Source organism: Streptomyces sp. NPDC047002, from assembly GCF_040704505.1.
In the GTDB taxonomy this organism is placed as follows: domain Bacteria; phylum Actinomycetota; class Actinomycetes; order Streptomycetales; family Streptomycetaceae; genus Streptomyces.
The window spans coordinates 72,184-90,648 of sequence record NZ_JBEYWC010000013.1; the positions used below are offsets into that span (position 1 = coordinate 72,184).

Here is an 18,465-nt window from a genome sequence, read left to right on the forward strand (position 1 = left end):
CGCCCGCCCGCCGCCGGGCACGGGCGGGCCCGGGCTGCGATGCTGGCGGGATGGAGAGTCCCACCTGCGGCAGGGGCGGCACAGGCGGCGGGCACGGCGGGTACGGGCGTCCCGAGCCGGTCGCGCCCGAGCCGCCGCGCGCCCAGCCCCGCCCGCTGCTCACCCAGGAGTGGCGCGACCTCGCGATGCTGCACTGGGCGGTGGACCCGGCGCGGGTCGCGCCGCTGCTGCCCCCGGGGACCGTGCCCGACCTGCACGAGGGCGCCGCGTATGTGGGGCTCATCGCGTTCCGGATGGAGCGGGTGGGCTGGTTCCGGCTGCCCGGGGTGCCGTACCTGGGGACGTTCCCCGAGACCAACGTGCGGCTGTACTCGGTCGACGCGCGCGGCCGCAGGGCCGTCGTCTTCCGCTCCCTCGACGCGTCCCGGCTCGTGCCGGTGCTGGTGGCGCGCGCGGCGCTGCGCCTGCCGTACATGTGGGCGCGGATGCGGGTGCGGCGGGCGGGCGACGTCCTCACCTACACCAGCGGGCGGCGCTGGCCGGGGCCGGTCGGCGCCGCGGCCAGGATCAGCGTCAGGGCGGGCGGGCCGATCGCGGAGCCGACCCCGCTCGAACACTTCCTGACCGCGCGCTGGGCGCTCCACACGACGCTCGGGGGCCGTCTCGCCCACCTGCCGAACACGCACGCGCGCTGGCCGCTGCACCGCGCCGAGCTGCTCGACTGCCGGGAGACGCTGGTCGAGGCCGCGGGCCTGCCGGCGCCCTCGGGCGCACCGGCGAGCGTCCTCTGCTCGCCGGGCGTCGCGGTGCGCTTCGGCCGCCCGGAGCGCTGAGCCGACCGGCCACGGGACGCGAAGGAGACCGGGGCAGGTCACGGGATACGGCGGAGGCCGGGGCCGTGTCCCCGTGACACGGCCCCGGCCTCCGGGGGCGGCGCGAGCCCGCCTCAGACCGCCGTGGCAGGCTCCTCAAGGCGGGGGAAGAGGGCCTCGCCCTTGGTGACCGTGGTGCCCTCGGGCAGCAGGCCCCAGCGGGCGGCTTCGCCGATGCGCTGGTCCGCGAGGGCGCCGAGCGACTCGGCGGCGCCCAGCGACTGCCAGAGCTTCTCGCTGCTCGCGGGCATCACCGGGTGCAGCAGGACCGCGAGAGCGCGCAGCGACTCGGCCGCCGTGTAGAGGATCGTCGCGAGGCGCGCCCGGCCCTCGTCCGAGGCGTCCTTGGCGACCTTCCAGGGCTCCTGCTCGGTGAGGTAGCCGTTGACCTGCTTCACGAAGTCGAAGACGGCCGCGATGCCGCCCGCGAAGTCCAGCTCCTCGCCGATGCGCCGGTCCGCCTCGGCGACCGCCGTCGCGAGGCCCTCGTGCACCGCGCGCTCCGCCTCGCCGTCCGCGGCGGCCGCGGGCAGCTTCCCGTCGAAGTACTTCCCGACCATGGCGGCGACGCGGGAGGCGAGGTTGCCGTAGTCGTTGGCCAGCTCGGAGGTGTAGCGGGCGCTCAGGTCCTCCCAGGAGAACGAGCCGTCCTGGCCGAACGCGATCGCGCGCAGGAAGTACCAGCGGTACGCGTCGACGCCGAAGTGCGAGGTGAGGTCCTGCGGCTTGATGCCGGTGAGGTTGGACTTCGACATCTTCTCGCCGCCGACGAGCAGCCAGCCGTTGGCCGCGACCTTGCCGGGCAGCGGCAGGCCGTTCGCCATCAGCATCGCGGGCCAGATGATCGCGTGGAAGCGGAGGATGTCCTTGCCCACCAGGTGCACGTCCGCGGGGAAGGTCGCATCGAACTTCGCCTGGTCGGAGCCGTAGCCGACGGCCGTCGCGTAGTTGAGCAGCGCGTCCACCCACACGTAGATCACGTGCTTGGGGTCCCACGGGACCGGGACGCCCCAGTCGAAGGTGGAGCGGGAGATCGACAGGTCCTGTAGGCCCTGCTTGACGAAGTTCACGACCTCGTTGCGCGCGGACTCCGGCTGGATGAAGCCGGGGTTCGCCTCGTAGTGCGCGAGCAGCTTCGGGCCGTACTCGCTGAGCTTGAAGAAGTAGTTCTCCTCTTCGAGGATGTCCACCGGCTTCTTGTGGATGGCGCACAGCGGCGTGCCGTCCTCGGCCTCGATCAGGTCGCCGGGGAGCTTGTACTCCTCGCAGCTGACGCAGTACGGGCCCTCGTAGCCGCCCTTGTAGATCTCGCCCTTGTCGTACAGGTCCTGCACGAACTCCTGGACGCGGTCCGTGTGGCGCTTCTCCGTGGTGCGGATGAAGTCGTCGTTGGCCACGTCGAGGTGGGTCCACAGGGGCCGCCACGACTCCTCGACGAGCTTGTCGCACCACTCCTGCGGGGTGACCCCGTGCGCCTCGGCGGTGCGCAGGATCTTCTGACCGTGCTCGTCCGTGCCGGTGAGGTACCACACCTTCTCGCCGCGCTGGCGGTGCCAGCGGGTGAGCACGTCGCCTGCGACGGTCGTATAGGCGTGGCCCAGATGGGGGGCGTCGTTGACGTAGTAGATGGGGGTGGAGACGTAGTACGTCTTCCCGCCCCGCGCTTCGGGTTCTGTGGCCGCCATGGACGAAATGGTATCCGCCGCGTTCGCGTGCCTCCGAACGGTTTCCCCCGGGGCGGGGGCGGGCGCGACCATGGTGGGGACGCGTGCGCGGCGGGCGGGATCCCGGCCGCCGCCGCGGGCGGGATCTTCGGGGCCCGGCCGATCGTTCCCCCTCGTGGGCAGGGCGTGCGCGGCGGGCGGCGCAGGGGCCGCACGGCAGGCGGCAGAAGGCAGGAGGTGCGGTCCTGTGGCAGGTGGCACGGGCGGTGCGGGCGCCGTCGGCGGCGCGGAGGGCGCGGGCGCGTGGAGCGGCGCGGGGCTGCCGCCGGCCGCCCGCGAGCGGCTCGCGGACGCGCGGCAGAGCGGCACCTGGACGTCGGCGCTCTCGACCGGCGCGTTCGCCGCGGTGCGCTCGGTCGGCTTCGAGCCGGTCGGGCAGGTCATGGGCTCGGCCGTCTACCAGATCTGGAACGTCTACGACTGCGGCTACTCCGGCACCGACCTGCTGAACCGCTCGGCCCCGAGCCGCACGGTCCTGCACCGCCTCGAAGGCTACGACGGCGCGCGCAGGGCCGCCCTCGGCCGGCTCTCCGCGGAGTGCGCGGCCCTCGGCGGCGACGGCGTGGTCTCCGCCGAGCTGACCGTCGCGCCGTTCCCCACGGACCCCTCCTATCTGGAGTTCAAGGTCATCGGCACCGCCGTGCGGGCGCGCGGCGCGGTCCGCCCGCCGCGGCCCTTCACCTGCCACCTCGACGGCCAGGGCTTCGCGAAGCTCGTCTCGAACGGCTGGGTCCCCGTGGAGCTGCTCGTCGGCATGGCCAGGGGCGTCACGCACGACAACTTCCTCACCACCGTGCAGGCGTCGAGCTGGAACAACGCCGAGGTGGACGGGTGGTCCGAGGTCGTCACCGAGGCGCGGGCCGCCTCACGCCGCGGCCTCGAACGGCAGGCGCGCGCCAGGGGCGCCGAGGGCGTGATCCTCGCGCAGGGCTCGCTCGTGGTGCGGGAGTTCTCCTGCTGGCGGCTGCCCGACCGGCGGGACCACGTGGCGGACTCCACCATGATCGGCACGTCCGTCGCGGCGTTCCACCGCGCGCCCGCCGAGCCGCGCACCCTGGCCGTGCTGCCGCTCGGCCGCCGCGGGGACCGGCTGCGGGCGCGGCTCGCCGCCGTCGAGTCGTCGCCGTACGGGGACTCGCTGGAGCGGACGCGGATCGTGCGGGAGCTGCGCGACCTGGGGGAGCAGGGATGAGCGGGGATGAGCGGTGACAGAGTGGACCAGGCAGGCGCACACGACAGGGGTGACGAAGTGAGCGGTACGGAATCCGGGGCGGCAGGGGAGCAGGGCGCCGGGCCCTCGGCCGCGCAGGAGGGTGTTCCCGCCGACGCCATGCGCCGGCTCGCGGAGCTGACCCCGGGCAAGGCCGGGTCGATCTTCACGAGCGACCTGTCGGTCAACGAGTTCCTGCTGGTCAGGGAGGCCGGCTTCCGGCCCATCGGCCTGGTGCTCGGCAGTTCGATCTACCACGTCGGCATCCAGATCGGCCGCTGGAGCAAGAACCAGGAACTGGAGACGCTCAGCCAGGCGATGTACCACGCGCGCGAGCTGGCCATGACCCGCATGGAGGCGGAGGCGGCGCAGCTCGGCGCCGACGGCATCGTCGGCGTGCGCCTCAGCGTGGAGGCGCGCGACTTCGGCAACGACATCGCCGAGTTCATCGCCATCGGCACGGCGGTGAAGGCGGACGAGCCCGCGCCCGGCGGCACGTCCTGGCGCAACAACAAGGGCCAGCCGTTCACCTCCGACCTGTCGGGCCAGGACTTCTGGACGCTGATCAGGGCGGGGTACGCGCCGCTCGGCATGGTCATGGGGACCTGCGTGTACCACGTGGCGCACCAGCGGATGGGCGCCGCGCTGTCGAACTTCGGCAAGAACGTGGAGATCGAGCGCTTCACCCAGGCCCTGTACGACGCCCGCGAGCTGGCGATGGCCCGGATGCAGGCGGAGGCCGAGGAGCTGCACGCGGAAGGCGTCGTCGGCGTCCAGCTGAACGCGCACAACCACCGCTGGGGCGGCCACACCACGGAGTTCTTCTCCATCGGCACGGCGGTGCGGCCGCTGCGCGACGACCATGAGATCGCCCGGCCGACGATGGTGCTCAGCCTCGACGGCTGACGGCCGCGGTGCTCAGCCTCGACGGCCGAAGGCCGGGCGAGGGCGGAGAAGGGGAAGGGACGACGCGGATGAACGACGACGCCACGGGCGGCACGGGGCCAGGTACCTCCGTCGAGCTGCTCGCCGCGGCGCTGCGCAGGGACGCCGCCGACCTCGACGTGTACGCGCAGGTGCTCGGCGGCTCCCTCGCCGAGGCGCTGCCGCCGGGCTCCGTCGCGCTGGAGCGCAGGCGGTCGATGGCGGACCGGATGGCCGGGCGCGACGGCCGCGTCGAGCGCGCCGAGGTCTTTCTGGGCGACGAGCGGCTCGTGCTGACGATGACGCGCGGCCGCCTCGTCGCCGAGGTCATGAAGGTCGTACGGGGCGTGGTGCTGTCCCGTACGCCCGTGGAGATGGACGAGTGGGCGCGGCGGCTCGCCGAGGCGATCGCGGCCCGCGGGCGCTCGGACGCGCGGGCGCGCGCCGCGCTCGAACGGCTGCTGGTCGACGGCGAGTAGCCGGCGGCCGCGCCGGCGCGGAGAGCTTTGCGAAACACCCGGTGCGGTAGGACTGCCTGCCAGGACCGTCACAACTCAGGGTGAAACCAGCGAAACCGCTCCGACTCCCCGAGGGCGCGGCACGGGGACAGGCAGGAACGGGGCGAGAGGCAGGGACGTCGGGCATGCGGGTGCTGGTCGCCGAGGACGAGGAGATCCTGGCCGAGCTGATCGCGACGGGGCTGCGCCGCGCGGGCTTCGCCGTCGACACGGTCTACAGCGGCGACGCCGCGCTCGCCTACCTCGGCCTGCACGACTACGACGTCGTCGTCCTCGACCGCGACCTGCCGCGCGTGCACGGCGACGACGTGGCGCGCAAGCTCGTCGCCGACGCGTCGCGCACCCGCATCCTGATGCTGACCGCTTCCGCGTCGATGGAGGAGAGGGTCGCGGGGCTCGACCTGGGGGCCGACGACTACCTGGGCAAGCCCTTCGAGTTCCCCGAACTGGTCTCGCGGGTGCGGGCGCTGCGCCGCCGCAGCGCGAGACCCGTGCCGCCCCAGCTGGAGCGCGCGGGGCTACGGCTCGACTCGGTGCGGCGCGAGGCGTACCGCGACGGGCGGCTGCTCGACCTGTCGCCCAAGGAGTTCTCCGTGCTCCAGATACTGCTGGAGGCGGACGGCGCGCCCGTCTCGGCCGAGGAGCTGCTGGAACGCGCCTGGGACGCGCACGCCGACCCGTTCACCGGGGCCGTGCGGGTGTGCCTGAGCAAGCTGCGCGGCAAGCTCGGCGAACCGCCGCTGATCAAGACGGTGCAGGGAGTGGGGTACACGCTGTGAGCGCGACGGCGGCCGGGGAGGCCCCGGGGGATGCTGGAGGCCTGAGGGGTCCTGCGGGCCCGGGGGCGCGGCAGGGGCGCGGGCGCGGGCGCGGGCGGGCCACGGTGCTCGGCCCCGGCTCGACGATCAGGACGCGGATCGCCCTCGTCTACGGCGGGGTCTTCGTCGTGCTCGGCGCCTGCCTGCTCGGGATCGTCAACCTGTTCTCCAGCGCGAGCACCCACGAGGAGGCCGCCGAGATCGCGGCGCGCGCCGACGTCGTCCCGGTGTGGAGCGCCGTTCCCGGGCAGGGGGCGCGGGAGCCGCTGTTCGCGGCGCGCACGGCGGGGCGCCCGGCGCGGGTCACGCTGTTCCAGCTCACCGACCACGTCAGCGACGCGGCCCGCAACGAGCTGCTGTTCTGGTCGCTGGTCGCCCTGCTCGCGATGGCGCTGCTCGCCGTCGTCGTCGGCTGGTGGACCGCCGGCCGGGTGCTGCGCCCGGTACGCGCGATGACCGAGAAGGCGCGGGGCCTCTCGGAGCGCAACCTGTACGAGCGGATCGCGGCCCGCGGCCCCGACGACGAGCTGAAGGAGCTCGGCGACACCCTCGACGCGCTGCTCGCCCGGCTGGAGCGCGCCTTCGACAGCCAACGGCGGTTCATCGCCAACGCCTCGCACGAGCTGCGCACGCCGCTCGCCACCCAGCGCGCGGCGATCCAGGTGGGCCTCGACGAGGCTTCGGGCCCCGACGAGCTGGCCCGTACGCGGGCGATGCTGCTCGACAACAACCGCAGGAGCGAGCAGCTCATCGAGGGGCTGCTCGTCCTCGCCCGCAGCGAGCGCGGCCTCGCCGACGAGGAGCTCGACGACGTCGACCTGCGGGAGTTGGTCGCCGAGGAGGCGGCGCGGCACGGCCTCGCACCGCCTGCGGCCCCGCGGTGCGAGGACGCGGCCGAGGGCGTGCGGGGCCGCCCGGTGCGCGGGAACCGGCTGCTGCTGTCCAGGCTGGTGGCGAACCTGCTGGCCAACGCCACGAAGTACAACGTGCCCGGCGGCACGGTCGAGGTCGCCGTGGAGAACGGCACCCTGCGGATCGCCAACACCGGGCCCGATGTGCCACCCGCGGACATCCCCGCCCTGTTCGAGCCGTTCCGCAGGGGCGAGGGCCGCGACCGCCTCGGCGCGGGGGCCGGGGCGGGCCTGGGCCTCTCCATCGTCCGGTCCATCGCCCAGGCACACGGCGGGGGCGTCTCGGCCGTGGCCGGCCGACGCGGCGTCGGCGGCCTCGTGGTGACCGTCGCCCTGCCCACGAAGGCGGCCGCGCCTGCGCTGCCCGGACGGTGAGCGGGGCGGGGGCCGCCGGACTCCGCTCCCGAGCGGCCCCGCCCCGCCTCGGGGCCGTCGCTCAGCGGCCGCCCGCCGCGTCCCAGGCCGCGACGATGCCCGCGTACAGCTCGGCGTCGGGCAGCGTGTGCGGCGCGGGGCCCGCGTGGAAGAACCCGACGTGCGCCATCTCCTGCTCGCTCTTGCGCAGGAAGTCGAACGCCTTCGACTCGTACGGGCCGAAGGCGACGAACGCCCAGGCCAGCGACTTGCCCGCGACATCGCTCAGCGCCTGGCGCGCGACGAGCCGTGCGTCGGGTGCGCCGTCCGTCTGGAACACGACGAGCGCGGGACGCCCCTCGGACGCCGCCTGCGACTTCTCGTAGTGCTCCACGACCTCCTCGACCGCGCGGTGGTAGCTGGTCCTGCCGAGCCGCCCGAGCCCGGCGTGCGTCTTGTCGATGACGTCCTCGTACGCGTCGAGCGAGAGGTCGGCGGAGCCGTCGATGTCGGTCGAGAAGAACACGGTGTGCACGACGGCGTCCTCGCCGCCGAGGTGCGCGGCCAGCGCGAGGACCCGCTCCCCGAGCCGCTGCGCGCTGCCTTCCTTGTAGAACGACCGCATCGACCCGGACCTGTCGAGCACGAGATACACGGCCCGCTCCGGCGCCCGCCCGTCCAGCGCCGCCCCAGCAGCCCCATAAGCCCCCGCCAACCCCCCGGGCACAGCCCCCGCGCCCTCAGCCGCGGGCACCGGCTCCGCGGCGGACGCCTCACCCGCAGCCGCAGCCGCAGCCGCGGGCTCCGGCTCCGGCTCCGGCTCCGGCTCCGGCTCCGGCTCCGGCTCCGGCTCCGGCTCCGGCTCCGGCGCAGCCTCTGCCACGGGCTCAGCCCCGGCAGCGGCCTCGGCCTCTGCGGCCGACGCAGCCACGCTCCCGGCGGCCTGCTCGGGCCCGGACTCCCCCTCGGCCTCCGGCTCGACGTGGGCGGGGGCCGCGGCCTCCGCGGCCGGTTCGGCCTCGGCAGCGGTCACGCTCCCGGCCGCGGGCCGTGCGTCCTCCGCAGCCGGCTCCTCGGCGGCGAGGGCCGCCTCTCCACCGGCTTCGGGTTCCACAGCGGGCTCGGCCCCGGCGACAGGCTCGGACTCGGCCCCAGCGGCGTCCCCAGCCGCAGACGCGCTCCCGGCGGCCGCCTCCGGCTCGACCTCCCCGGAGGGCGCGTCCTCGGCGGGCGCGGCGGGCGCGGCCTCCGCGGCGGGCTCGACGGGCGCGGGCCCGTGGTCCGCGGCCTCCTCACTCCCCGCGGCCCGCGCAGCGGACCCCGCGGGACGCGGGTTGTCGAAGGCCGCGGCCACCAGGTCGGCGGCCGCCTCCTCGGGGGCGGGGCGGGACGGCCCGGGAACGGTCGGCGCGGCAGCGGCCTGCGCCGCGGACTCCTCGGGGGCCGGCCGCGCGGCCGAAGAGGCGCGGTCCGCCTGCGACGGAATCGTCGCCGCGGCGGACTCGTCGCCCTTGCGCTCCGCAGGGCCGCGCGTGTCGGCTCCGTCGCGTCCGAACACCTTGCGCAACAAGCTCCGAATGCCCATGGGGAGCCCTTTCAGCTGAGTTGGGGGTGCCGGGGAGCGACCAAGGGCCCGCGGAGCGGCCCAGGGTGCCCCACATTTCTGGCCAGGGCGGATACGTAAGGTTAGCCGCCACTCCCGCCGGGCCCCAGCCTCGCCCTGTGCCGCATACCGAACCGCCCCTCCGCGCCGCCCCCTTGCGCCCACCGCGCACACACCGCCCACACGCTCCGCTCCGGCGCTACGCTCGGTCGCATGCCCGCCGAAGAACCGACCGACCAGGACCCGCGGCCGGAGACCGCCCCCGCCGCCCCGCCGCAGGTGCCGGGCGGCGGCCCGTCCGTACGGGTGGACAGCTGGGTCTGGTCCGTACGCCTGACCAAGACGCGCTCCCAGGCGGCGTCCGCCTGCAAGGGCGGGCACGTCCGCGTGAACGGCGAACGCGTCAAACCGTCGCAGCCGGTGAAGGAGGGCGACGAGGTACGGGTCTGGCACTCGGGGCGCGAACGCCGCGTGGTCGTCACGAAGTTGATCAAGAAGCGCGTGGGCGCCCCCGTGGCCACGACGTGCTACGTCGACAACAGCCCGCCGCCCCCTCCCCGCGAGTTCGCCGCCCCGGTCTCCGTACGTCCCCGCGGCGCCGGCCGCCCCACCAAGCGCGACCGCCGCGAACTCGACCGCCTCCAGGGCGGCACCTGACCCGGTCGACGGGCCCTCGACGGCCGGGGCGCGGGCCCGGGGTCAGCCCTGGTAGTTCTCCACCTCGGCGGGCGGGCGGACCTTTGCGGATGCGGGGTCCTCGCCGTATTCGGACTTGGCGCGGCGCTGCCGCAGCAGGTCCCAGCACTGGTCGAGTTCGATCTCGACCGCGCGCAGCCGCTCGCGTTCCTCGGCCGCCGGCCCCTGGGCGGCCGAGGAGCGCTCGCGCAGGGCGTGCTCCTCGTCCACGAGGCCGTTGATGGTGTGGAGGATGCCCTTGTCGTCGCTGGGTGCGCTCATCGCACGCCTGCCTCTCTGGCGTTCCGGGCCGCGGGTGCGGCCCGCCGGTCGCGTACGTACCGATCCTGGTCCCTTCACCCGTGCAGGTCGAGTCGTACGAGCAGGGCGCGGTGGTCGGTGTGCGGCAGATCGGGGAACCGGGCACCGCGAACTCGCCGCTGACCAGGAACGCCGGCCTCCCAGGCGGACGGACAAGGTCCCCGGCACGCGGGCGGGGGTGCGGTCGGCGCGGCGTGGGTCCGCGCCGCCCCCCTCCCTACCCCTCGCGGCCCGGTGGGCCGCGGGGCTCAGCCGGCCCGGTGTCCCCCGCGGTCCCAGGCCAGCGACCAGATCACGAAGACCGAGACGCCGAGCGCCAGGATCGCCCAGACCGGCGCGTACGGCAGGAACATGAACTGCGCGAAGACGTTCAGCGCGGCCAGCGCGATGCCGGTCAGCCTGGCCCAGGTCGCGCCCCTGAGGACGCCGAGTCCCACGAGCGCCGTCAGGACGCCGAGCGCCAGGTGGATCCAGCCCCAGCTGGTGATGTTGAACGCGTACACGTAGTTGTTCACCTGCGCGTACACGCTGTCCTTCGCGATCGCGACGATCCCCTGGAGGATGTCCATGATCCCGGAGACGAGGAGCAGCGTGCCCGCGAAGAGGGCGCCGCCGGCTGCCCAGACGGCAGCGCGGTCGTGGTCGTCGTGCCTGCCGTGCCCCGCGCCGGGCCCCCGGCCCGCGGTGGCGCCGGCGCCAGGAGGTGTGTGTGCGGTGTTCTGGCTCATGAGTCCATGGTGCGCCCGGATGAACAAAAGGGATATTCATCTATATTCCACCCGGTCTCGCCGCGGGCGTCGCGGCCGGGTTGCCGGTGCCCTGCGCCGGGTGTGCCCTGGAAGGGGGCCGCCGGGGCGCCGAGCCGCCCCGGCCCGACGACGTGACGACGTAGGGAGTTGCCCGACATGGCCGCTCACGCAGCACCGACTCCACGCAGGGCCGCAGCGGGACGCGACGGCATGTTCCACGGCGGCCACTCGCCGCTCGCCATGGGCATCCCGATGCTCATGGGAATCGGCTACGGCGCGTACGCGGCCTTCATGGCCCGCGCCGGCGGCCCCGCCGACTACACGCAGCTGTGGCTCGCCGTCGCCTCCGGGGTCGGCTTCGCCGCCGTCATGTACGTCATCCTCTTCACCCAGCACAGGCTGAGCCGCGAGCAGCGCGCGCCGCTCTGGGGCGTCTTCCTGGGCTCCGCCGTCGGATTCCTGCGCGGGCTCGGCGACTTCAGCATCTACCGGTCCGTGGGCTTCGGCCTGGTGATCGGGGCTGCGGTCACCGTGGTCCTCTCCTACTGGTGGTACACCCACGAGCAGCCGTCCGACACCACATCGGCCTGAGCCCGCGCGCCCGTTGACCTTGCCGCTGGGGGAAGCCCCAGCATCGGTCGTGCCGGGCGGAAAGGACCGCGCGGCACGAGGAAGAAACGGGGGCGGCCGCTGTGGAGCGGACCCGGGGCGAGCACGGGCAGGACGGCCAGGGCAGGCAGGACGGCCAGAACGGCCGCGAGGGCCAGGGCAGTCGGCGTACGGCACGGCTGACGATCGGCGCGTTCGCGCGGGCGAGCGGCCTGTCGGCGAAGGCGCTACGGCACTACGACGAGCTCGGCCTGCTCAGACCGGCGCGGGTGGACGCCCTGAGCGGCTACCGCTACTACGAGCCCGCGCAGGCGGACCACGCGCGCCTCGTCGTGTGGCTGCGCCGCATCGGCATGCCACTCTCCCGTATCCGCCGGGTGTGCGAGCTGTTCGCCACCGATCCGGTGGCGGCGGGCCGGGAGGTCGAGTCCTACTGGGCTGCCGTCGAGGCCGAGACCGCGGCCAGGCGCGACCTCGCCGCCTTCCTCGTCGGACATCTGACGGCGGGCCCCAGGGGCGCGCCAGACAGGGACGTGACGGCGATGGACACGAAGGACACCGGGAATCCGCGGCTCGCGGTGCGGTACGCGTCGCACACGGCGCGCGGCCGGGTCAGGGAGACCAACCAGGACGCGGTGTACGCGGGCGACCGGCTGTTCGCGGTCGCCGACGGCTACGGACGGCTCGGCGCCCCGGCGGGCGAGGCGGCGATCGGGGCGCTGCGGGCCCGGCTGCCCGAGGTGCTCGGCAGCGCTGACCTGCTGAACGCACTGGCGGGTTCCGCGGAGGCCGCGGGCCTGGCGGTCGAGCCGTTCGAGGAGTCGGGTACGACGCTGACCGCGCTCGCCTGGACAGGCTCGCAGCTGGCCCTGGTGCACATCGGGGACACCCGCGCCTACCTGCTGCGCGACGGCGAGTTGTTCCTGATCACGCACGACCACACGGTGGTGCAGGCGATGGTCGACGCGGGCGAGCTCGACCCGTCGGAGGCCGCGTCGCACCCCCAGCGCGCGATGCTGGTCCGCGCCCTCATCGGCAGGGCCACCGAGGGATCCGACGCCGGTCCCGGCGCCGGCACATGCACCGCCACCACCACCGCCGACGTGGGGCTGCGCGACGCGCGGCCGGGGGACCGCTATCTGCTGTGCACGGACGGCCTTTCGGCGGTCGTACCGCAGGAGGCGGTACGGGCGGCCCTCGCGCCCTCGTCCGCGCCCTCCCCCGAGTCGGCGGTGGCCGCCCTGATGGCCCTCGTGGACGCGGCGGGCGCGCCGGACAACGCGGGGTGCGTGGTGGCCGACGTGGTCGCGGTGCCGGGGCCCGCCCCGGTCAGCTCCCCGAGAGCAGCCGCTCGAAGGGGATGACCTCCAGGTCGGATTCCGCTTCGGCGCCGGGTTCCGTTTCGTGGTGCTGTTCCGTTTCGGCCCCCGGGCCGGCGGTCGGCCCGGGGGCGCCGGGGTCCGACGGGGTGAGCAGCGCCGCGAACTCCCTGCCCGCGCGGTCGATCCGGGCCGGGAGGCCGCCCGCGTGGGTGTCGGCGGCCGCGCCCCAGTCGTCCGTGGCGGCGAACACGGCGGTGGGCAGCGTCAGCGCGTGCAGGTACGAGAAGAGGGGACGCAGCGCGTGCTCCACGACGAGGGAGTGGCGCGCGGTGCCGCCGGTCGCGGCGAGCAGGACCGGCGTGCCAGTGAGCGCCTCGGGGTCGAGCAGGTCGAAGAAGGACTTGAACAGCCCGCTGTACGACCCGGCGAACACCGGGGTCACCGCGATCAGCGCGTCCGCGTCCGACACCGCTTCCAGCGCCTCGCCGAGCGCCTTCGACGGCCAGCCGGAGACCAGGTTGTTCGCGATGTCGACGGCGAGGTCGCGCAGTTCGACCACGCGCACGCGGGCCGGGGCCGCGGCCCCGAGGTGCCCGGTCACGCCCGCGACCAGCCGGTCGGTGAGCAGCCGCGTCGACGACGGCTTGCCGAGCCCCGCCGTGACGGCCACGAGCTTCAGCTCGCCCATGATGGTCCTTCCCCGGGCCGCAGGCGCCCCGGCCGCCGGCCCTGGTCCTCGGTGACCCGTGGTCCGTGTGCTGTGTTCCGTCCCCACGGGGGCCTCACACCCGCGGGATCGCGGGGTGCGCGGGCGGCGCGTCCGGCACGTGGGCCGGGCGCCCCACCGCGAACTCCTTGCGCAGCACGGGGACGACCTCCTCGCCGAGCAGGTCGAGCTGTTCGAGGACGGTCTTCAGCGGCAGGCCCGCGTGGTCCATCAGGAACAGCTGCCGCTGGTAGTCGCCGAAGGTCTCGCGGAAGCCCAGCGTCTTCTCGATGACCTCCTGCGGGCTGCCGACGGTGAGCGGGGTCTGCTCGGTGAACTCCTCGAGCGAAGGGCCGTGCCCGTAGACGGGTGCGTTGTCGAAGTACGGGCGGAACTCCCGCACCGCGTCCTGCGACCTCGCCCGCATGAAAACCTGGCCGCCGAGGCCGACGACGGCCTGCTCGGGCGCGCCGTGCCCGTAGTGGGCGTAGCGGCGCCGGTAGAGGTCGATCAGCTTCTGGAAGTGGCCCTTCGGCCAGAAGATGTTGTTCGCGAAGAAGCCGTCGCCGTAGTACGCGGCCTGCTCGGCGATCTCGGGCGAGCGGATGGAGCCGTGCCAGACGAAGGGCGGCACGCCGTCCAGCGGGCGCGGCGTGGAGGTGAAGCCCTGCAGCGGCGTGCGGAACCTCCCCGACCAGTCCACGACGTCCTCGCGCCACAGCTTGTGCAGGAGCGCATAGTTCTCCACGGCCAGCGGGATGCCCTGCCTGATGTCCTTGCCGAACCACGGGTAGACGGGGCCCGTATTGCCGCGGCCCATCATCAGGTCGACCCGGCCGCCCGCGAGGTGCTGGAGCATCGCGAAGTCCTCGGCGATCTTCACCGGGTCGTTCGTCGTGATCAGCGTGGTCGAGGTGGACAGCACGAGCCGCTCGGTCGACGCCGCGATGTACCCGAGCAGGGTGGTGGGGGAGGAGGGGACGAAGGGCGGGTTGTGGTGCTCGCCCGTCGCGAAGACGTCGAGCCCGACCTCCTCGGCCTTCCGCGCGATGGCGACCATCGCCTTGATCCGCTCGTGCTCACTCGGGGTCCTTCCGGTGGTCGGATCCGCGGTGACGTCACCGACGGTGAAGATCCCGAACTCCATCGCCCTCACCCTTCCTGCCGTTGGTTGAATATTGAACTAGCCACTCCAACGGGGACACCCCGCCCGCTATTCCCGGGACTCCCGAGCCCTCGACTCCGCCTGCGGCCGCCCGCGCGACCGCGCGGGGCACGCGGAGCCGTACGGCCGTGGCCTCCGGCCGAAAAACCGCGGTGTCTACACTTGCCCCCCTGCGATCGCCCAGCGACCGCCCGATGATCGCCATCACACCGCCGGAATTCCGGACCGAAGGGTAATCGGTGCCTTGATATCCATCGAAGCTGTCAGCAAGAGGTATCCCGACGGCACCGTCGCCGTCGACGGGCTCTCCCTGGAGATACCCGACCGATCCATCACCGTGCTCGTCGGCCCGTCCGGCTGCGGCAAGACCACGACCCTCCGCATGATCAACCGCATGATCGAACTGAGCGGCGGGCGCATCGCCATCGACGGCGAGGACATCCGGCAGAAGCCGGTCAACGCCCTGCGCAGGTCCATGGGGTACGTGATCCAGAACGCGGGCCTCTTCCAGCACCGCACCATCGTCGACAACATCGGCACCGTGCCGCGCATGCTGGGCTGGTCGAAGGCGAAGGCCCGCGCGCGCTCCATGGAGTTGATGGAGCGCGTCGGGCTCGACCCGGCCATGGCCAAGCGCTACCCCTACCAGCTCTCCGGCGGCCAGCAGCAGCGCGTCGGCGTCGCCCGCGCGCTCGCCGCCGACCCGCCCGTGCTGCTGATGGACGAGCCCTTCTCTGCCGTCGACCCGGTCGTGCGGCGCGGCCTCCAGGAGGAGCTGCTGCGCATCCAGGCGGAGCTGGGCAAGACCATCGTGTTCGTCACCCACGACATCGACGAGGCGATACGCGTCGGCGACATGATCGCGGTGCTGCGCACGGGCGGGAAGCTCGCCCAGTACGCGCCGCCTGACGAACTGCTCTCGGCACCCGCGGACGCGGCCGTCGAGGACTTCCTCGGCGCGGACCGCGGCATCAGGGGCCTGTCCTTCTTCGGCACGGACGCCCTGCCCCTGGAGCGCGGCGCCGTCGTCGCCGTCGACGCGACGCCCCAGCAGATCGCGGCGCGCGCCCCCGAGCACCTGCCGTACCTGCTCGTCGTCGGCGTCGACGGCCGGCCGCTCGGCTGGGCGGACGCCGGGGCCCTGCGCGCCTCAGGCGGCCGCGGCGACACCCCCGGCCTGCTCCCGCACGGCCAGACGTTCCGCGCGGGCACGGACTCGCTGCGCGTCGCGCTCGACTGCGCGGTCCTCTCGCCCACCGGCTGGGCCGTCGCCGTGGACGGCGAGGGCCGGGCCGTCGGCGTCGCCTCCCAGGAGACGGTCGCCGCCGCGGTCCGCGAGGCGCACGCCCGCCGCGGCACGGCCCCCGTCGACGTGGGAGCCGCGCGGTGAACGGTTTCTTCGACATGCCGAGCGACCTCCAGCACAGCTATCTGGGGTTGATCGGCGTCCACCTCCAGGAGGCGCTGCTGCCGGTCGCGATCGGCCTGGTGCTCGCCCTGCCCGTCGCGCAGCTCTGCGTCCGCTTCACCTGGCTCTACCCGCCGGTGCTGTGGGCCACGACCATTCTCTACGCGGTCCCCTCGCTCGCGTTCTTCGTGGTCCTCATCGACTACACGGGCCAGAGCGAGACGACGGTCGTCGTCCCGCTCGCCCTCTACAGCCTCGTGGTGCTCGTCCCCGCGATCGTGGACGGCGTGCGGTCCGTGTCCCCCGAGACCAACGCGGCGGCCGTCGCGATGGGCATCGGCCCCGTGCGCCGCTACCTCACGGTCGAGCTGCCGATCGCCGTGCCCGCCATCTTCGCGGGCCTGCGGGTCGCCACCGTCTCCAGCATCAGCCTGGTCAGCGTCGGCGCGCTCATCGGCAACCAGGGCGCCCTCGGCAACCTCCTCGCCGACGCGATGTTCTACCACCGGCCGATCCTCGCGGTCAGCTCCGTCGTCACGACCGCCGTCCTCGCGATCCTCGCGGACGCCGCGCTCGTCCTCATCCGCATGCTGCTGACGCCGTGGCTGCCCAAGAGCGCCCGCAGGGCGCGCCGCGGCGGGCCGACGACACCGGTGGCCGACGAGGCGGCGGACGCCTCGGCCGCGGGACCGGTCGCCGGCGGCGCGGCCGACGCAAGGACCACCGCGGGGAGCACGCTGTGACGATCTTCCACTTCATGAGCGCGTTCTTCTCCGACAGCGCGCACTGGCACGGCTACGACGGCATCCCGACCCGCCTGGTCGAGCACGTCGAGTACTCGCTCATCGCCCTCGCCGTCGCCGCGGCCGTCGGCCTGCCCGTCGGCCTCGTCACCGGCCACTTCGGGCGCGGCGGCAACGCCCTCGCCCTGCTGGCGACCGCGGCGCGCGCCCTGCCCAGCTTCGGCCTGCTGGTGCTGCTGTTCGTGCTGATGGGGCTGAGCAAACTGCCGGTGCTGATCCCGCTGGTGGTGCTGGCGATCCCGCCGATCCTCGTCACCACGTACGAGGCGGTGCGCACGGTCGACCCTGCGCCGGTGGACGCGGCCAAGGGCATGGGCATGCACCGCGCGAAGGTGCTGTTCCAGGTGGAGCTGCCGGTGGCGCTCCCGCTGATCCTCAGCGGCCTGCGCTCGGCCGCGATCCAGGTGGTGTCCACGGCGACCATCGCCGCGTACGTGAGCTTCGGCGGGGTCGGCCGCTACATCGTGGACGGCCTCTACCAGCGCAACTACGAGAAGGTGGTGGGCGGCGCCGCCCTCGTCGCCGCGCTCGCGCTCGCCACGCTCGGCCTGTTCTGGCTGGTGTCGCGGTTCGCCGTCTCCCGGGGCGTGCGGGGCGTGCGGCAGTCCTGAGCGCGCGCCAGAGAGGGCCGGGTCCCTTGCGGGGCCCGGCCCTCTGCGCTGTCTGCCCGGTCGGGGACTGTCCGCCAGGTCAGGCCCGCCCCTGCGGCGTCACGGCTCGGTCGCCGCGCGCGCCTCCGCCTCCTCGACGCGGGCCAGGGCGAGTTCGAGCACCACGAGCAGCGTGTCCCGCACGGAGCCGCGCTCGCGCGCGTCGAAGACCGTGACCGGCACATGGTCGGAGACGTCCAGCGCCCAGCGCACCTCGTCGAGTTCGTACTCGACCTTCCCGTCGAAGGCGTTGAGCGCGACGGCGAAGGGGATGTCCCGGTGCTCGAAGTAGTCGACGGCCGCGTAGCAGTCGTCGAGGCGCCGGGTGTCCACGATCACCAGGCCGCCGAGCGCGCCCTCCACGATGTCGTCCCACATGAAGCCGAACCGCTCCTGCCCCGGCGTGCCGAACAGGTACAGCTTCAGCGTCGGGTCGATGGTGATGCAGCCGAAGTCCATGGCGACGGTCGTGGTCGTCTTCTCCGGTGTGTGGCTGAGGTCGTCCACCCCCGCGGCGACCGTCGTGATGGAGGCCTCCGTGGTGAGCGGCTCGATCTCGGAGATGGACGCGACGGTCGTGGTCTTGCCCACGCCGAAGCCGCCCGCGATCACCATCTTCACGGGCAGCGGCGGCTGGAACTCGTCGTCCCCTTCGGCCACCGTGCCCGGCGGGTCAGCCTTCACGGAGGAACCCCCTGGAGTCGGGGACGGTGCGCAGACCATCGATCACCCTTCGGAGAACAGAGGCGTCCTGGGCGGTGTTCGCCCGGGGCACGTAGACCCGGAGCCGCCCTTGGGCCCGCAGGTCGTCGGCGAGTACACGGACCACGTTCAGATGCAGGCGCAGCTTCGCCGCCAGCTCCGCGAGGGACTGCGGGCGGCGGCACGCCGCGATGATGTCGCGGTGCTCCGAGGCGAAGCTGTCCAGGACGGCGAGGCCGCCGGACGTCGCCACGACCTGCGTCTCGATCGGAATGGGCGGACCGGCGCCGGGACCCGCGGTCCCCGCCACCCGGCCCGCCGTCAGCAGGAAGGGCCGCACGGGGGACGGGCGGCCGTCCGCCGCCTCCGGCAGCTCGTCGTCCCCTCCGACCGCTGCGTCACCAGCCACCTTCGCGATCCT

The 18,465-nt window shown here is 74.0% G+C and carries 20 protein-coding genes; 12 read left to right on the forward strand and 8 right to left on the reverse strand.

All coding sequences use genetic code 11. The features are described from left to right. The first annotated feature begins 50 nt into the window (after positions 1-50). The gene (locus tag AB0910_RS14945) at positions 51-833 is read left to right on the forward strand and encodes a DUF2071 domain-containing protein (protein WP_366745006.1); all 783 of its coding nucleotides are present in this window, start codon (positions 51-53) and stop codon (positions 831-833) included. A gap of 113 nt (positions 834-946) precedes the next feature. Here the strand turns inward: AB0910_RS14945 and metG are convergent, their stop codons facing one another. Continuing rightward, positions 947-2,557: a methionine--tRNA ligase gene (gene metG, locus AB0910_RS14950; protein ID WP_366745007.1), complete on the reverse strand. Its 1,611-nt coding sequence runs from the start codon at positions 2,555-2,557 to the stop codon at positions 947-949. 226 nt (positions 2,558-2,783) lie between these two features. On the opposite strand from metG, the gene AB0910_RS14955 reads away from it, so the two are divergent. From AB0910_RS14955 to AB0910_RS14975, 5 genes are all read left to right on the forward strand, one after another. Next, the gene (locus AB0910_RS14955; RefSeq protein ID WP_366745008.1) at positions 2,784-3,788 is read left to right on the forward strand and encodes a hypothetical protein; all 1,005 of its coding nucleotides are present in this window, start codon (positions 2,784-2,786) and stop codon (positions 3,786-3,788) included. A gap of 57 nt (positions 3,789-3,845) precedes the next feature. Next, positions 3,846-4,712: a heavy metal-binding domain-containing protein gene (locus AB0910_RS14960; RefSeq protein ID WP_366745009.1), complete on the forward strand. Its 867-nt coding sequence runs from the start codon at positions 3,846-3,848 to the stop codon at positions 4,710-4,712. Between the two features lie 68 nt (positions 4,713-4,780). Next, positions 4,781-5,209, forward strand: a complete 429-nt coding sequence (locus AB0910_RS14965) for a hypothetical protein (RefSeq protein ID WP_366745010.1) — start codon at positions 4,781-4,783, stop codon at positions 5,207-5,209. Positions 5,210-5,373: 164 nt separating this feature from the next. Beyond that, complete coding sequence (locus AB0910_RS14970) at positions 5,374-6,027, forward strand: response regulator transcription factor (protein ID WP_366745011.1); 654 nt, start codon at positions 5,374-5,376, stop codon at positions 6,025-6,027. 104 nt (positions 6,028-6,131) lie between these two features. Then, positions 6,132-7,352: an ATP-binding protein gene (locus AB0910_RS14975; protein ID WP_366745012.1), complete on the forward strand. Its 1,221-nt coding sequence runs from the start codon at positions 6,132-6,134 to the stop codon at positions 7,350-7,352. Positions 7,353-7,413: 61 nt separating this feature from the next. Here the strand turns inward: AB0910_RS14975 and AB0910_RS14980 are convergent, their stop codons facing one another. After that, the gene (locus AB0910_RS14980) at positions 7,414-8,916 is read right to left on the reverse strand and encodes a VWA domain-containing protein (protein ID WP_366745013.1); all 1,503 of its coding nucleotides are present in this window, start codon (positions 8,914-8,916) and stop codon (positions 7,414-7,416) included. Positions 8,917-9,147: 231 nt separating this feature from the next. Between AB0910_RS14980 and AB0910_RS14985 the strand changes: the two genes are divergently transcribed. Further along, positions 9,148-9,591, forward strand: a complete 444-nt coding sequence (locus AB0910_RS14985; protein WP_366745014.1) for an RNA-binding S4 domain-containing protein — start codon at positions 9,148-9,150, stop codon at positions 9,589-9,591. Positions 9,592-9,633: 42 nt separating this feature from the next. Here the strand turns inward: AB0910_RS14985 and AB0910_RS14990 are convergent, their stop codons facing one another. Next, positions 9,634-9,891 carry a DUF2630 family protein gene (locus tag AB0910_RS14990; RefSeq protein WP_366745015.1) on the reverse strand — a complete coding sequence of 86 codons (258 nt, stop codon included), beginning with the start codon at positions 9,889-9,891 and terminating at the stop codon, positions 9,634-9,636. A gap of 287 nt (positions 9,892-10,178) precedes the next feature. Next, positions 10,179-10,658, reverse strand: coding sequence for a hypothetical protein (locus tag AB0910_RS14995; protein ID WP_366745016.1), 480 nt, complete (start codon positions 10,656-10,658; stop codon positions 10,179-10,181). Positions 10,659-10,835: 177 nt separating this feature from the next. Between AB0910_RS14995 and AB0910_RS15000 the strand changes: the two genes are divergently transcribed. Both AB0910_RS15000 and AB0910_RS15005 read left to right on the forward strand, forming a co-directional pair. Then, positions 10,836-11,270, forward strand: a complete 435-nt coding sequence (locus AB0910_RS15000; RefSeq protein ID WP_366745017.1) for a hypothetical protein — start codon at positions 10,836-10,838, stop codon at positions 11,268-11,270. A 197-nt stretch (positions 11,271-11,467) separates the two neighbouring features. After that, entirely contained in the window at positions 11,468-12,652 is a 1,185-nt protein-coding gene (locus AB0910_RS15005; RefSeq protein WP_366745084.1) for a MerR family transcriptional regulator, read from the forward strand. Here AB0910_RS15005 and AB0910_RS15010 read toward each other — a convergent pair. Together AB0910_RS15010 and AB0910_RS15015 are read right to left on the reverse strand one after the other, a co-directional pair. After that, the gene (locus tag AB0910_RS15010; protein ID WP_366745018.1) at positions 12,618-13,298 is read right to left on the reverse strand and encodes an FMN reductase; all 681 of its coding nucleotides are present in this window, start codon (positions 13,296-13,298) and stop codon (positions 12,618-12,620) included. The genes AB0910_RS15005 and AB0910_RS15010 overlap by 35 nt on opposite strands. A 94-nt stretch (positions 13,299-13,392) precedes the next feature. Beyond that, positions 13,393-14,463: an LLM class flavin-dependent oxidoreductase gene (locus tag AB0910_RS15015; RefSeq protein ID WP_366745019.1), complete on the reverse strand. Its 1,071-nt coding sequence runs from the start codon at positions 14,461-14,463 to the stop codon at positions 13,393-13,395. A gap of 262 nt (positions 14,464-14,725) precedes the next feature. Here AB0910_RS15015 and AB0910_RS15020 point away from each other — a divergent pair, with 262 nt between their 5' ends. The 3 genes from AB0910_RS15020 to AB0910_RS15030 are packed head-to-tail and all read left to right on the forward strand — an operon-like array spanning position 14,726 to position 17,303. Beyond that, entirely contained in the window at positions 14,726-15,871 is a 1,146-nt protein-coding gene (locus AB0910_RS15020; RefSeq protein WP_366745020.1) for an ABC transporter ATP-binding protein, read from the forward strand. Next, the gene (locus AB0910_RS15025; protein ID WP_366745021.1) at positions 15,868-16,632 is read left to right on the forward strand and encodes an ABC transporter permease subunit; all 765 of its coding nucleotides are present in this window, start codon (positions 15,868-15,870) and stop codon (positions 16,630-16,632) included. The genes AB0910_RS15020 and AB0910_RS15025 overlap by 4 nt, the downstream gene beginning before the upstream one ends. Beyond that, complete coding sequence (locus AB0910_RS15030; protein WP_366745022.1) at positions 16,629-17,303, forward strand: ABC transporter permease subunit; 675 nt, start codon at positions 16,629-16,631, stop codon at positions 17,301-17,303. The genes AB0910_RS15025 and AB0910_RS15030 overlap by 4 nt, the downstream gene beginning before the upstream one ends. Before the next feature lie 99 nt (positions 17,304-17,402). Here the strand turns inward: AB0910_RS15030 and AB0910_RS15035 are convergent, their stop codons facing one another. Then, positions 17,403-18,065, reverse strand: coding sequence for an ATP/GTP-binding protein (locus AB0910_RS15035; RefSeq protein WP_366745023.1), 663 nt, complete (start codon positions 18,063-18,065; stop codon positions 17,403-17,405). Beyond that, positions 18,016-18,417, reverse strand: a complete 402-nt coding sequence (locus AB0910_RS15040) for a DUF742 domain-containing protein (RefSeq protein ID WP_366745085.1) — start codon at positions 18,415-18,417, stop codon at positions 18,016-18,018. The genes AB0910_RS15035 and AB0910_RS15040 overlap by 50 nt, the downstream gene beginning before the upstream one ends. Between the last annotated feature and the right edge of the window lie 48 nt (positions 18,418-18,465).